The 14759-nt window shown below is 38.3% G+C and carries 9 protein-coding genes, 2 tRNA genes and 3 rRNA genes; 8 read left to right on the top strand and 6 right to left on the bottom strand.

Annotated features, from left to right (window positions below; genetic code table 11):
- Positions 1 to 4: 4 nt before the first annotated feature.
- From P0Y62_00070 to P0Y62_00035, 8 genes are all read left to right on the top strand, one after another.
- Entirely contained in the window at positions 5 to 616 is a 612-nt protein-coding gene (locus tag P0Y62_00070; GenBank protein WEK69947.1) for a transglycosylase domain-containing protein, read from the top strand.
- Positions 616 to 1023 (top strand): tRNA (adenosine(37)-N6)-threonylcarbamoyltransferase complex ATPase subunit type 1 TsaE, encoded by a 408-nt coding sequence (gene tsaE, locus P0Y62_00065; protein WEK69946.1) that lies wholly within the window; start codon positions 616 to 618, stop codon positions 1021 to 1023. The genes P0Y62_00070 and tsaE overlap by 1 nt, the downstream gene beginning before the upstream one ends.
- Positions 1024 to 1087: 64 nt before the next feature.
- Positions 1088 to 2281 (top strand): alanine dehydrogenase, encoded by a 1194-nt coding sequence (locus P0Y62_00060; protein WEK69945.1) that lies wholly within the window; start codon positions 1088 to 1090, stop codon positions 2279 to 2281.
- A complete protein-coding gene (locus P0Y62_00055; GenBank protein WEK69944.1) occupies positions 2281 to 2652 on the top strand; it encodes a hypothetical protein in 372 nt (123 codons plus the stop codon). The genes P0Y62_00060 and P0Y62_00055 overlap by 1 nt, the downstream gene beginning before the upstream one ends.
- Before the next feature lie 205 nt (positions 2653 to 2857).
- Positions 2858 to 3628 carry a histidine kinase gene (locus P0Y62_00050; protein WEK69943.1) on the top strand — a complete coding sequence of 257 codons (771 nt, stop codon included), beginning with the start codon at positions 2858 to 2860 and terminating at the stop codon, positions 3626 to 3628.
- Positions 3606 to 4316 carry a response regulator transcription factor gene (locus P0Y62_00045; protein ID WEK69942.1) on the top strand — a complete coding sequence of 237 codons (711 nt, stop codon included), beginning with the start codon at positions 3606 to 3608 and terminating at the stop codon, positions 4314 to 4316. Before P0Y62_00050 ends, P0Y62_00045 begins: the two co-directional genes overlap by 23 nt.
- A 108-nt stretch (positions 4317 to 4424) precedes the next feature.
- On the top strand, positions 4425 to 4814 hold the full coding sequence (locus P0Y62_00040) for a hypothetical protein (GenBank protein ID WEK69941.1): 390 nt from the start codon (positions 4425 to 4427) through the stop codon (positions 4812 to 4814).
- A 103-nt stretch (positions 4815 to 4917) separates the two neighbouring features.
- Positions 4918 to 7194 carry a cation:proton antiporter gene (locus P0Y62_00035; protein ID WEK71764.1) on the top strand — a complete coding sequence of 759 codons (2277 nt, stop codon included), beginning with the start codon at positions 4918 to 4920 and terminating at the stop codon, positions 7192 to 7194.
- A 74-nt stretch (positions 7195 to 7268) separates the two neighbouring features.
- Here the strand turns inward: P0Y62_00035 and P0Y62_00030 are convergent, their stop codons facing one another.
- From P0Y62_00030 to P0Y62_00005, 6 genes are all read right to left on the bottom strand, one after another.
- Positions 7269 to 8609: a T9SS type A sorting domain-containing protein gene (locus P0Y62_00030; protein ID WEK69940.1), complete on the bottom strand. Its 1341-nt coding sequence runs from the start codon at positions 8607 to 8609 to the stop codon at positions 7269 to 7271.
- 520 nt (positions 8610 to 9129) lie between these two features.
- Positions 9130 to 9238 (bottom strand): 5S ribosomal RNA (gene rrf, locus P0Y62_00025).
- A gap of 125 nt (positions 9239 to 9363) precedes the next feature.
- A 23S ribosomal RNA gene (locus P0Y62_00020) occupies positions 9364 to 12116 on the bottom strand.
- A gap of 158 nt (positions 12117 to 12274) precedes the next feature.
- Positions 12275 to 12348: transfer RNA gene (locus tag P0Y62_00015), tRNA-Ala, on the bottom strand.
- 83 nt (positions 12349 to 12431) lie between these two features.
- Positions 12432 to 12505: transfer RNA gene (locus P0Y62_00010), tRNA-Ile, on the bottom strand.
- A gap of 271 nt (positions 12506 to 12776) precedes the next feature.
- A 16S ribosomal RNA gene (locus tag P0Y62_00005) occupies positions 12777 to 14293 on the bottom strand.
- The 16S, 23S and 5S rRNA genes sit together here with 2 tRNA genes alongside, the layout of an rRNA operon.
- Between the last annotated feature and the right edge of the window lie 466 nt (positions 14294 to 14759).

Raw genomic sequence — 14759 nt, 5'->3', positions numbered from 1 at the left:
CACCATGAAATATTTAAAAGGATTTTTATTCATTATAATTTCTTCAGTACTAATTTTTCTTTTGTATTTCGAATTTGGAGGAAGGTTTATTATTAATGATGCCGACAAAAAAATGATCACCTATGAAATAAGAAGCAGTGAAAAAATTCCGGCTAGTTTTTCAAATTTTTATAATACCGTTTTCCCCAACTCTTTATCAGAAAATTCTTGGAATTATGTCCTTTCAGCCTTAGTGAATTCTGATAGTTCACAAAGAAAAGAATGTCCATGCAATCAAATGGCTTACAAGATATTTCCAATTTTAGAAATTAAAAACAAACAATCAATAGATCAATTCTTAGTGGCAAGATATTTAGAGCAGCATTATAATCAACGAGATTGTTTAGAATTTAACTTTAATCATTTTGATTTTTTAGAAAATAGAAAAGGTGTACACAATCTTTCAAAATCACTATTTAATAAAGAAACAAAAGATTTAACACAACTAGAAATGGGGGAAATATTGGCACTCTACGAAGCCCCTAGTCAAAATAACCGACATAGAAACCCCGAAAAGGCGAAAGCAAGAGCCAGACATTTCTTAAATTTGTACGAGAAAAATGTAAATAATAAGTAATGAACTACACCATACATACAATAGAAGACTGGCAAAACATAGTCGATACCATTATTCCTCAGTTACAGCATAATATTTTCCTTTTAAAAGGAAATTTAGGTGCCGGAAAAACCACTTTCACACAATTTTTGCTTAAAAGTTTGGGAAGTACTGATGAAGTCAATTCTCCAACCTATTCTATTGTGAATGAATATAACACTCCAAAAGGAAAAGTCTATCATTTCGATTTGTATCGTTTAAAAAATATAGAAGAAGTCTATGATATCGGAATTGAAGAATATCTTGACAATGCTTTTCTTTGCATCATCGAATGGCCGGAAGTATATGAAGATGAGCTTTACGGGCTTACATACCACGAAATGAGTATTGTAAATACCGGAGAAAACAGAGAAGTCTCATTCGATTAAATATTATGTATCTTTGCATATTGAATTCAATTGAAAAATAATTATCTGTAAGATATAATTTAAAATGAGTACTACGAATATTTTCACCCCTTTCACTGAGGAGGAACTGATCCCCAAAGCAGAAAAGCTTGAAGTTATAAAAAAAGGTAAACAGTTCAGTATTGGAGTCCCTAAAGAAACCTGTCTTAATGAAAGGAGGACCTGTATTACACCAGATGCTGTGCAGGTTTTGGTAGAACACGGCCATGAAATTATTATAGAATCCGGAGCCGGAGAAGGTTCGTTTTTTACAGATATACAATACTCTGAATCAGGTGCCAGAATCACAAAAGATCCGAAAGAAGCCTTCGGACAGGATTTAATTTTAAAAATCAATCCGCCTACAGAAGACGAAATTGAATTTATGAAACCCAATACCTATCTGGTTTCAGCACTTCAGATTAATCTTCGGGATAAGGATTATTTCTTAAAACTGGCAGAGAAAAAAGTAAATGCCATCGCTTTCGAATTTATCGTTGATGAATATAAGCAGTTATCTTTAGTACGACTAGTGGGTGAAATTGCAGGAACAGTTTCCATTCTGTATGCCTCTGAGCTTTTAGCGTTATCAAATGGTTTAATGTTAGGCGGAATTACAGGGGTAAGACCTGCTGAAGTAGTCGTTTTAGGTGCCGGAATTGTGGGTGAATTCGCTACAAAAGCTGCCATCGGTTTAGGTGCAAGTGTAAGAGTTTTTGATAATTCACTTTCGAAACTGAGAAGACTTCATACTATTGTAGACAGCAGAGTTCCTACTTCGATCATAGATCCGAAAGAGCTCCGTAAAGCATTAAGACGTGCAGATGTCGTTATCGGTGCACTTCCCAGGTTAAATATGACTCCAATTGTGACCGAAGACATGGTCATGAAAATGAAAAAAGGAAGCGTCATCATTGATATTACAATCGACAACGGAAAAGTGATCGAAACTTCTGAGCTTACCACTATGGAAGATCCTTATATCATTAAACATGGTGTAATCCACTGCGGACTTCCGAATCTTACTTCAAGAATGCCGAGAACAACAACAAAAGCCATCTCCAATTTCTTTCTATCCTATATCTTAAATTATGACGAAGAAGGCGGTTTCGAAAATATGCTGGTTCGCAAAAATGAAATGAAACAAAGCCTTTATATGTACAAAGGCAGACACACGAAAAAAATCATTTGCGATCGTTTCGGGCTTACTTATCATGATATCAATCTTTTAATTTTCTAATGAAAAAACTTAAATTCTACTTAATAGGTCTCATTCCGGGACTTGCCATTGTATTTTTTGTCTTAAATAAAAAAGGAGCAAGCTGCAGCGGTTACCTTCCCAACAGTCGGGTAATTGCCGAAACTTTGTCTAAAGATTTTAAGTATTCCGAAACTTTTAAAACAGAAATGAATACGCTAAAAATCGATGAAAAATTCTTAAAAGATAGCATCATTACTCTTGGAAAAGTAGATTTTGACAGAAGTCACGCACAAAAACAACCTTGCCCGGATTATGTTTTAGTCTATCCTGAAAAAAATCCTACGTACGAAATCATCTATGAAAAGTGTGAGGAAAATGTGACCTTGAATTCTTTGAAGAAATTAAAATAAATAACATTTATTCTAACAATAAGAATTTTAAAAAAGCTCTAAAAAGAGTTGTTCTAATCAAATAACAATCAATAATTTTATAAAATATTTCTGATATTTTTCTTACTTAATGCTCTTAATGGTTAGAATTAAGCTTATTGTAGAACAATATTGAGATTCTTCGACTCCGTTCAGCATGACATCGTTACAATTAATAAAATAAACTATGGAAGGCAATTACTACATGATTCATGATTATCTGATATTCATTGGAGTATTTGCTATTTTCTTTTTTGTAACAGTAAGCATTTATTTATTCAGCCAGAATCAGAAATTTAAGATCCGGAATGCAAAACTTTCGGAAGCCAATAAAATAATTGAACAAAGGCTGAATGAGGTTCAGCTTGAGCATATCGGAACAAAGCTTAATCCGCATCTTTTTAAAAACATTCTAAATTCTGTTCAGTCTCATGCTTATCAAACCTATATGTCACTGGACAAGCTTGCCAATGTTCTGGATTATATTTTATATGAAAGCAACAACAAATTTGTAAGCCCTAAAGAAGAACTGAATTTTGCTTTAAGTTTGATTGAGATTAATAAAATAAAAGTAAATCCTCTTTTTGATTTCAGAATAAAATCTAAGATCAATAAGTCTGATGAGATTTACGAAGAGAAAGTTTTTGCACCTCTTATTTCTGTTGATCTGATTGAAAACGCCTTTAAACATACCGACTTTCTAGCCCAGGATTCCTTCATTGCCATTCAGATGGAGCTTGAGGACCGTATTTTTACGATGAAGGTAAGTAATAAAGCTTCTTTAAAAAATATGCTGGAAAAAGAGAAAAGCGGTTTCGGAAGTCAGTCTTTGGATCAACGGCTAAAAATGATCTATAATGATCATTATTCTCTTCATAAAAATTCAAAAAACGGTATATTCACGGCAGAATTAAAAATCAACCTGGGAGAGTTCTATGATAAAATGCGTTATTCTTGATGATGAATTACTGGCAATCAGCTATTTAAAACTTCTATGTGAACAAATTGACAATGTAGAGGTTGTAAGAGCATTTAATGATCCTAAAGTTTTCTTACATGAAATTCATAACCTAGATTGCAACGTCTGTATTTTAGACATAGAAATGCCCGGAATGAATGGCTTACAGGTGGCTGAATTAATTTCGGATTCAAAAAAAATCATTTTCACGACTGCTTACAAAGAATATGCAGCCGAAGCATTTGACCTGAATGTTGTTGATTATGTAAGAAAGCCAATAAAAAAAGAACGTTTGATACAGGCTTTTGAAAAAGCTGAGGAGCTACTTCAAAATGCTCCTAAAAAAAATTTTATCGAATGGAATACCAATATTGGTAAGACTGTTATTTTTACGGAACAGATTGCTTACATAAAAACTTCTGAAATCGACAGCAGAGACAAAGATATCATCCTGAACGACGGAACAACGATTGTTTTAAAAAATCTGAATTTTAAAAACCTTCTTGAGATGCTTCCTTCAAAAGATTTTGCCCAGGTTAACAAAAAAGAAATTATTGCCTTAGCTTCCATTAAAGTATTTTCTACCAACGAAATTATTACAACCATTGCTACAGAAGGAGAAAGTTTCCTGAAATTACAAATTGGAGAAACGTATAAAAACTCATTAATGGAAATGTTTGGAAAATAAATTTTCCAGACGTTCTTGCTTTTATTACAGAATTTATCCGTTTCATTACACCCTTCATTTTAAATTATTTTACCCATGTACTTTTGCATCCGGTTAAATGATTTATACATGAAAAAATATCTTTATGCTGGTGGAATACTCATTTCCAGCTTTTGTTTTTCACAAGAAACAGGTTCTAAGATCAAAGCATCTTTTTTTGACGGAATTGCAGTTGCAGGATACGTTGATCATGGAGCTTATATCAATTTTACAGGTCCTAATATTAGTTTCAAAAACAAAGACTTAAAATTAATTTTGGGAATGCTTCCTTCTCTTAGAATTAAAGAAGATCAGTCTGCAGGAACAAAAAACAGTGTCATTACACCGAATCTCGGCGTTGGTTTAACAGCTGTCTACAAAAAGCTCGCATTACAGCTTCCCGTATATTACAATACGAAAACAGCCACTCAAAATGGGGTTTGGAAAATAGGCATCGGAATCGGCTATTCTTTTAAATAGATTTTCATTACATTATTAATGACATTGATTACATTTTAAAAAGAAGAATACTTATTATAATTAAATTCTTATCAACTTTGCATAAAATATTGGAATTATGAATTTGGGAAAATACAGAAATTTGATTTTCTACGTGGTTACCATTTCTTTTTTCTCTTGTCTGATGTATTTTTTCATGACAGAGGGACAGACTTTGGAAATCAAGGAAAATATTATTACGAAAACAAATAACGGCTCAAGCTGGGACAATTTTTCTGAGGCTTTTAAAACCAATTTACATCATCCTTTAGCACTCCTTTTAGCGCAAATCGTTACCATTATTCTGGTAGCAAGACTTTTTGGATGGGTTTGTATGAAAATAAAACAACCGACTGTAATTGGAGAAATGATTGCGGGGATTGTTTTAGGTCCTTCTCTTTTAGGAATGTATTTTCCTGAATTTTCCGCTTTTCTTTTTCCTAAAGAATCATTGGGAAATCTGCAGTTTTTGAGTCAGATTGGTCTTATTCTCTTCATGTATATCGTGGGAATGGAGCTTGATCTGAGCGTTTTAAGAAAAAAAGCGCATGATGCCGTCGTAATTAGCCATGCAAGTATCATTATACCTTTTGCACTGGGAATCGGTCTTTCTTATTATATCTATCATGAGTTCGCACCTAATGGAATACAGTTTACATCATTTGCTTTATTCATAGCGATTTCTATGAGTATCACCGCATTTCCTGTATTGGCAAGAATTGTTCAGGAGCGAAATCTTCAGAAAACAAAGTTAGGGACTATTGTTATTACCTGTGCTGCTGCCGATGATATTACAGCCTGGTGTATTCTTGCTGCCGTAATTGCTATTGTAAAAGCTGGTTCTTTTGCAAGTTCCATTTATGTAATTCTTATGGCTATTGCTTATGTATTTTTGATGATCAAAATCGTAAGGCCCTTTTTAAAGCGAATTGGAGATCTGCAGGCAGGAAAAAATACCATTAACAAACCAATGGTTGCTATTTTCTTCCTTACTCTTATCCTTTCTGCTTATACTACTGAAGTGATCGGGATTCATGCTTTGTTCGGAGCATTTATGGCGGGAGCAATCATGCCGGAAAACACAAAATTCCGTACACTTTTCATTGATAAAATAGAAGATGTAGCGTTAGTGCTTTTACTTCCTTTATTCTTCGTGTTTACGGGACTTCGTACACAGATTGGTCTCCTAAATGACGGACATTTATGGATGATTACCGGGTTTATTATTTTAACCGCAGTTGCCGGTAAATTCGCGGGAAGTGCTTTGACGGCGAAGTTCCTCGGTATCAACTGGAAAGAAAGCTTAACGATTGGAGCTCTCATGAATACAAGAGGATTAATGGAGCTTATTGTCCTGAATATCGGTTATGATCTTGGAGTTTTAAGTCCTGAAATTTTCGCGATGTTAGTCATCATGGCATTATTTACAACGTTTATGACAGGTCCTGCTTTAGATCTTATTAATTATATTTTTAAATCCAAGAAAAATTCTATTGAGGAAACTCATGATGAAAATGATTCTAAATATCGCGTACTGCTTTCATTTGATAATCCGGAATCCGGAAGTACATTGCTGAAGCTTGCCCACGATTTTACGAATAAAATGAATGGGAACAAAAGTATTACAGCAATGAATATTGCTCCTGTAAATGAAATGCATGCTTATGATATTGATGAATATGAAAACGAGCAGTTCAAAAATGTAATTGAAACGTCTCATGATCTCAAACTAAAAGTTACCACGCTATTTAAGGCTTCAACTGATATCGAAAATGATCTGACCAGTATTTCAAATAAAGGAAATTATGACCTGCTTCTCATCATGCTTGGAAAGTCTATGTATGAAGGAAGTTTATTAGGGAGATTATTAGGATTTACAACTAAAATTATAAATCCGGAAAAGCTTTTGAACACGGTAAAAGGTAAAGGAAATATATTCAACAATTCGCCGTTTGACGATTTTACATTACAAATTCTTGATAAAACGCATATTCCTGTGGGTATCATGGTAGAAAAAGAATTTGAATCTGCTGACAAAGTATTTGTTCCGATTTTTAATCTAAGCGACTTTTATTTATTGGAATACGCTAAAAGGTTAATCAATAACAATAATTCTCAAATCATTATTCTGGATGTTGCGGGACAAATTAGAAATAATATTGAAGTAAAAGAGCTTATAAGAAGTATCGAACAAGTTGCACCCAACCATATTACTCTATATAACGAGAAGAAAATAGAGAAAGAGTTTTTAAACTCTCAGGATCTCATGTTGATCAGCAGTAGAAGCTGGAAAAATCTGATTGATACCAAAAGCTTATGGCTATCTGACATTCCATCTACTTTGATTATTTCAAATCCGTGATCAGATTAAAAAATATTATTTAAGACGAAAGCACCTTTTTAGGTGCTTTTTATTTATCAATCCAATAATAATTACTATTGTTTTATAATTTTTTCTGAAACAGTATTCCCATCTTTAAATTCTACTTTTAATATATAAACACCTTTTAGTAAAGAAGACATATCTATCTTTTTCTGATCTGTTTTGAATAATAATTTCCCGGAAATATCATATAAAGAGGAAGTTTTAATCCCCTTTTGTGTCTTGATATTTACTTCGTCTTTAACAGGATTTGGAAAAATACCTTCCCATTCAAAATTTCTCTCTCCGGTATTGAGATAGGAGGATAGATCCATTTTATACATTATAGGTTTGATAAGTGATGGATTATGACCTGCAGAATAACAAACACCACCTGTCGAACATCTTACATTTCTGTGGAAAATGCCAGAATCAATGGCCGTGAATGTATTTCCGTTATCTGTACTTATCCATGAACCCTGTGTACTTGATATATTACTATCCTGACCTACTGCAATTAAAATATTTGTACCAGGAAGATAAGCTATATCTCCAATCCATGAAAGCGGTATTCCGGTTGATGTAAATTCGTTCCATGTTACTCCTCCATCTGTTGTTCTTAAAAACTTCATTGGAGTGAATATGGTAGGGTTTTGTTCCACGACTATTCCTTTACTCATATCACTCCAGGCAGTTAAATTCCAATCACTTCCTCCAAAAGTATGAGATATTTCTGTCCAGCTAAGACCTCTGTCGATGGTTTTAAAAATTTTATATCCACCTACTCTTGAGTCCCAAAAATATAAGGCATCACCTAATCCGTAATAATAATGTGCTGCCGTTCCAGGTGTATTAGGGCTATTCATTATTGGAGTCCAGTTTGTTCCACCATTTGTTGTTCTGTATATTGCATATTTGTCATTTGGATAAAATCCTTCGGTATTTAGAGACAAAGCAATACCTGTATTAGCATCAAAAAAATGCACCAATTTACCACCTATATTCTGTTGTGAAAAAGTAAATTGTTTCTGCCAATTAAGTCCTCCATTAGAAGTTTTCCAAATATCATTATGCATATATGGATCATTATATTGAAGCATTACCCAAGCATTCATATGATCTGCAGCAGAAAAGCTATTTAAACCAACTCCATATGGCGATATATTCATACTATTATAATATGTACTAATATCAGTAAGTTCTCCTGAAACCCAACTTGCATTACCATTGGTAGTTTTTGCATACTTTTTAGGCGTGCCAGAATCATATGCCCATACATTATCATTATTTACAATACTTATCCCATTGGCAAAAGAAGTATTTTGTGAGATTACTTGATTTTGTACACTCCACGATTGGGAAAAAAAAGATAAAAATGCTAAATGAGCAAATAAGAATGTAGAGATTTTTTTCATGTATATTTTTAGGTTTTAGTTCGATAATTACAATTACAAAAAATAAAAACAGTACATTCATATTTCTGTAATATCAATGCTTATTGTGTGCAATCTGCAGTTGCTAAATATAAAAATAATTACCAATCTGCACAATAAATATCTCACAGTATTTAGATATTTTTTATATACATCGAGTTAATAATATAAAGAATCTGACAAAATAGAATATGTAAAAAGTAAACTACATATTGTAAAAGAAGTTCTACTAGGCTTTTATGTTATCCAGAATTGGTATTTACTCCAGTCGAACTTAAGTTTTTGTTTCTCTTTGTGTATTTAGTTTTCTTTATTACTAAATAGTTTTGATTTTTATTTTAGGATGAGATATGCGGATTAGTAGCGATATCAAAAAGGGAGGTTAAGGTATAGCATAAATCAAACAACCTCATTCAAATAAATGAATGAGGTTTAATGTATATAGTAAATAGTATAAAACGCAAAAAGTCTCATACATAACTGTATGAGACTTTTAAATAAAAACTGGCGGCGACCTACTCTCCCGCTTGTCGCAGTACCATCGGCGCTGGTGGGCTTAACTTCTGTGTTCGGAATGGGAACAGGTGAGCCCCACCGCTAAAACCACCCTAAAGGTTGTATATAGCTGTTGGCTATTGGCTGATTGCCATTGGCCATGAGCTTTTTATCGGTAAATTTCATCACAAAGGCAAAACCAGTGTTGCACTTATAAGGCTTGTTTTAGTAATAACCAATAGGCTATAAATCTACGGGTAATTAGTACTACTCGGCTATGCTGTTACCAACTTTACACCTGTAGCCTATCAACGTTGTCATCTCCAACGACCCTTAAAAGATGTCTCATCTTGAGGCGAGTTTCGCACTTATATGCTTTCAGTGCTTATCTCTTCCAAACGTAGCTACTCAGCGGTGCACCTGGCGGTACAACTGATACACCAGAGGTTTGTTCAATTCGGTCCTCTCGTACTAGAATCAAGCCCTCTCAAACATCTAACGCCCGCAATAGATAGAGACCGAACTGTCTCACGACGTTCTGAACCCAGCTCGCGTGCCACTTTAATGGGCGAACAGCCCAACCCTTGGGACCTTCTCCAGCCCCAGGATGTGACGAGCCGACATCGAGGTGCCGAACCTCCCCGTCGATGTGAGCTCTTGGGGGAGACTAGCCTGTTATCCCCGGAGTACCTTTTATCCTATGAGCGATGGCCCTTCCATACGGAACCACCGGATCACTATGTCCTGCTTTCGCACCTGATCGACTTGTAGGTCTCACAGTCAAGCACCCTTATGCCATTACACTCTACGCACGGTTACCAAGCGTGCTGAGGGTACCTTTGAAAGCCTCCGTTACTCTTTTGGAGGCGACCACCCCAGTCAAACTACCCACCACGCAATGTCCTTCTTAAAGAAGTTAGGCTCCAAGTAAGTAAAGGGTGGTATTTCAACGTCGACTCCACCAACACTAGCGTGCCAGCTTCAAAGTCTCCCACCTATCCTACACATTACTTACTCAAAGTCAATACGAAGTTATAGTAAAGGTTCACAGGGTCTTTTCGTCCCATTGCGGGTAATCGGCATCTTCACCGATACTACAATTTCACCGAGCTCGTGGCTGAGACAGTGCCCAGATCGTTACACCATTCGTGCAGGTCGGAACTTACCCGACAAGGAATTTCGCTACCTTAGGACCGTTATAGTTACGGCCGCCGTTTACTGGGGCTTCAGTCAAACGCTTCGCTTACGCTAACGCCCTTCCTTAACCTTCCAGCACCGGGCAGGTGTCAGACCCTATACAGCATCTTTCGATTTAGCAGAGTCCTGTGTTTTTGATAAACAGTCGCCTGGGCCTCTTCACTGCGGCCAGCATTGCTGCTGGCGTCTCTTCTTCCGAAGTTACGAGACTATTTTGCCTAGTTCCTTAGCCACGACTCACTCGAGCACCTTAGGATTCTCTCCTCGACCACCTGTGTCGGTTTTGGTACGGGTTGCTTCACTTCGGCTTTTCTTGGATCCGATTTCACTATAACAGCTTCGCCCGAAGGCTAGGCCTTGACACTTCCGTCCGTCTTCAATAGCTACGTCGAACCGTCCCCTTTTTAGTGTGAGCAAGTATGGGAATATTAACCCATTGTCCATCCACTACCCCTTTCGGGTTCGCGTTAGGTCCCGACTAACCCTCAGCTGATTAGCATGGCTGAGGAAACCTTAGTCTTTCGGTGAGGGGGTTTCTCGCCCCCTTTATCGTTACTTATGCCTACATTTTCTTTTCTGTCCGCTCCACAATACCTCACGATACTGCTTCGGCGCAAACAGAATGCTCTCCTACCAGATGTATTAATACAAATCCATAGCTTCGGTAATATGTTTATGCCCGATTATTATCCATGCCGGACCGCTCGACTAGTGAGCTGTTACGCACTCTTTAAATGAATGGCTGCTTCCAAGCCAACATCCTAGCTGTCAATGCAGTCCAACCGCGTTGCTTCAACTTAACATATATTTGGGGACCTTAGCTGTTGGTCTGGGTTCTTTCCCTCTCGGACATGGACCTTAGCACCCATGCCCTCACTGCCGCAGAACATTTATTAGCATTCGGAGTTTGTCAGGAATTGGTAGGCGGTGAAACCCCCGCATCCAATCAGTAGCTCTACCTCTAATAAACTCATTTGCGACGCTGCACCTAAATGCATTTCGGAGAGTACGAGCTATCTCCCAGTTTGATTGGCCTTTCACCCCTACCCACAGGTCATCCGAAGACTTTTCAACGTCAACCGGTTCGGTCCTCCACTCTGTGTTACCAGAGCTTCAACCTGCCCATGGGTAGATCACAAGGTTTCGCGTCTAATCCTACTAACTATGCGCCCTATTCAGACTCGCTTTCGCTCCGGCTCCGGACCTGAAGTCCTTAACCTCGCTAGTAAAATTAACTCGTAGGCTCATTATGCAAAAGGCACGCCGTCACCCAACTTGTGGGCTCCGACCGCTTGTAGGCGTACGGTTTCAGGTTCTATTTCACCCTTCTATTCGAAGTGCTTTTCACCTTTCCTTCACAGTACTTGTTCACTATCGGTCTTTCAGGAGTATTTAGCCTTGGAGGATGGTCCCCCCATATTCAGACAGGATTTCACGTGTCCCGCCCTACTCATTTATCACTCAAATATGCCTTTCATATACGGGGCTATCACCCTCTATGGCTGTTCTTTCCAGAACATTCTATTAAACATATAAAAGCTTTTGGGCTAATCCGCTTTCGCTCGCCACTACTTACGGAATCTCTTCGATTTCTTTTCCTCCGGGTACTTAGATGTTTCAGTTCTCCGGGTTTGCTCCTCTTACGAGGTGACTAGTCTTCAACTAGCCGGGTTGCCCCATTCGGACATCTCGGGATCAATTCGTGTGTGCCAATCCCCCGAGCTTTTCGCAGCTTACCACGTCCTTCTTCGCCTCTGAAAGCCTAGGCATCCGCCATACGCCCTTAACGATTTCTTTCCTATTTTTAGGTTACTCAAGCACTTATAAGTGCTCGGTTTTCTCTTTGTGATGTCTTTACCGTTAATGTCAATGATCTTAATTTCTTCTTTTCCGACTGATGAACAGATGTTGTTTTTGGCTCCATCCGTAACTTTTAAATCAGTCTTCCAAAACTGTGGAGAATAAGGGAGTCGAACCCTTGACCTCCTGCGTGCAAGGCAGGCGCTCTAGCCAGCTGAGCTAATTCCCCCTCTAGTTGCTGTTGGCTTATTGCTAATTGCTTCGGGCTTTTTTGCCATAAGCTATAAGCCATTTGCCAGCCGCCTTAATTAGTAGTCTCGGGCAGGCTCGAACTGCCGACCTCTACATTATCAGTGTAGCGCTCTAACCAGCTGAGCTACGAGACTTTGTATGAGCAATGGGTGATGAGTAATAAGTAATCCTTTTCCTCCTGTCCATTTCTCAATCTCTTTCCCTTTTACTAATTTCTAGTGGGTTTTATTTTTTATATATTTATAAGTAATTAGTAATGAGTAATTTTTTACGATCCAATTACTTGGCTCTTTTTACTTTTATCTTTTTACTTATAAACCAACCAAACAAAAAACTAAAGCTTTACTTTGAATAAGTACTTTGTGTCTAGGACACTAATTTTGTTTTACGTCTAAAGACGCTCTAAAATGAGATGTTCCAGCCGCACCTTCCGGTACGGCTACCTTGTTACGACTTAGCCCTAGTTACCTGTTTTACCCTAGGCAGCTCCTTTTACGGTCACCGACTTCAGGTACCCCAGACTTCCATGGCTTGACGGGCGGTGTGTACAAGGCCCGGGAACGTATTCACCGCGCCATGGCTGATGCGCGATTACTAGCGATTCCAGCTTCATAGAGTCGAGTTGCAGACTCCAATCCGAACTGAGACCGGCTTTCGAGATTTGCATCACATCGCTGTGTAGCTGCCCTCTGTACCGGCCATTGTATTACGTGTGTGGCCCAAGGCGTAAGGGCCGTGATGATTTGACGTCATCCCCACCTTCCTCTCTACTTGCGTAGGCAGTCTCACTAGAGTCCCCAACTGAATGATGGCAACTAGTGACAGGGGTTGCGCTCGTTGCAGGACTTAACCTAACACCTCACGGCACGAGCTGACGACAACCATGCAGCACCTTGAAAATTGCCCGAAGGAAGGTCTATTTCTAAACCGATCAATTCCCATTTAAGCCTTGGTAAGGTTCCTCGCGTATCATCGAATTAAACCACATAATCCACCGCTTGTGCGGGCCCCCGTCAATTCCTTTGAGTTTCATTCTTGCGAACGTACTCCCCAGGTGGCTAACTTATCACTTTCGCTTAGTCTCTGAAGCCGAAGCCCCAAAAACGAGTTAGCATCGTTTACGGCGTGGACTACCAGGGTATCTAATCCTGTTCGCTCCCCACGCTTTCGTCCATCAGCGTCAGTTAAGACATAGTGACCTGCCTTCGCAATTGGTGTTCTAAGTAATATCTATGCATTTCACCGCTACACTACTTATTCCAGCCACTTCTACCTTACTCAAGACCTGCAGTATCAATGGCAGTTTCACAGTTAAGCTGTGAGATTTCACCACTGACTTACAGATCCGCCTACGGACCCTTTAAACCCAATAAATCCGGATAACGCTTGCACCCTCCGTATTACCGCGGCTGCTGGCACGGAGTTAGCCGGTGCTTATTCGTATAGTACCTTCAGCTTTCCACACGTGGAAAGGTTTATCCCTATACAAAAGAAGTTTACAACCCATAGGGCCGTCGTCCTTCACGCGGGATGGCTGGATCAGGCTCTCACCCATTGTCCAATATTCCTCACTGCTGCCTCCCGTAGGAGTCTGGTCCGTGTCTCAGTACCAGTGTGGGGGATCACCCTCTCAGGCCCCCTAAAGATCACTGACTTGGTAGGCCGTTACCCTACCAACTATCTAATCTTGCGCGTGCCCATCTTTATCCACCGGAGTTTTCAATATCAAATGATGCCACTTAATATATTATGGGGTATTAATCTTCCTTTCGAAAGGCTATCCCCCTGATAAAGGCAGGTTGCACACGTGTTCCGCACCCGTACGCCGCTCTCTCTGTTCCGAAGAACAAATACCGCTCGGCTTGCATGTGTTAGGCCTCCCGCTAGCGTTCATCCTGAGCCAGGATCAAACTCTCCATTGTATGTTTGTCTGACTCACTCAAAGTTTTTAACGCTTTAGTTTTTCCTTACTTGGTTGTTATATTGTATGTCAATGATCTTCCAATCTTTCGCTTTTTCCGAAGCACTCTCTCTGTCAGTGGCGCTCCGTATTTGCGAGTGCAAAAGTAAAAAATTATTTCTTTATGACCAAATGTTTTTTGAGAATTTTTTAAAGTTTTTTGATGACCTTAATTTCTTTATTTACCATTCAATCCCACTCCTGCGCTTCCCGTTTTACCGGACTGCAAAGATACAAAAATTTTTAACTCCCGCAACTTTTATTTCTAAAAATTTTTGATTGTTTCTCTTCGTATCCTAAAGTGATTTTCTTAATCTTTTTGCCCATCTAAAGGCTCTTCTGCGCTTACTGATATACTCTCGTTTTCAGTGGGGCAAAGATAAAGACTTTAACCCTACACTTCCAAACTTACTTAACATAAAATTAAA

The organism is Candidatus Chryseobacterium colombiense (assembly GCA_029203185.1).
Classification (GTDB): Bacteria; Bacteroidota; Bacteroidia; order Flavobacteriales; family Weeksellaceae; genus Chryseobacterium; species Chryseobacterium colombiense.
The sequence above is the reverse complement of the archived record's forward strand: the minus strand, read 5'-3'. Positions and strand labels throughout refer to the sequence as shown.

What these genes read in the sequence shown, in the direction of transcription:
- P0Y62_00070 (WEK69947.1), top strand. Translation starts at nt 5, where the DNA reads ATGAAATATTTAAAAGGATTTTTATTCATTATAATTTCTTCAGTACTA.
- tsaE (WEK69946.1), top strand. Translation starts at nt 616, where the DNA reads ATGAACTACACCATACATACAATAGAAGACTGGCAAAACATAGTCGAT.
- P0Y62_00060 (WEK69945.1), top strand. Translation starts at nt 1,088, where the DNA reads ATGAGTACTACGAATATTTTCACCCCTTTCACTGAGGAGGAACTGATC.
- P0Y62_00055 (WEK69944.1), top strand. Translation starts at nt 2,281, where the DNA reads ATGAAAAAACTTAAATTCTACTTAATAGGTCTCATTCCGGGACTTGCC.
- P0Y62_00050 (WEK69943.1), top strand. Translation starts at nt 2,858, where the DNA reads ATGGAAGGCAATTACTACATGATTCATGATTATCTGATATTCATTGGA.
- P0Y62_00045 (WEK69942.1), top strand. Translation starts at nt 3,606, where the DNA reads ATGATAAAATGCGTTATTCTTGATGATGAATTACTGGCAATCAGCTAT.
- P0Y62_00040 (WEK69941.1), top strand. Translation starts at nt 4,425, where the DNA reads ATGAAAAAATATCTTTATGCTGGTGGAATACTCATTTCCAGCTTTTGT.
- P0Y62_00030 (WEK69940.1), bottom strand. Translation starts at nt 8,609, where the DNA reads ATGAAAAAAATCTCTACATTCTTATTTGCTCATTTAGCATTTTTATCT.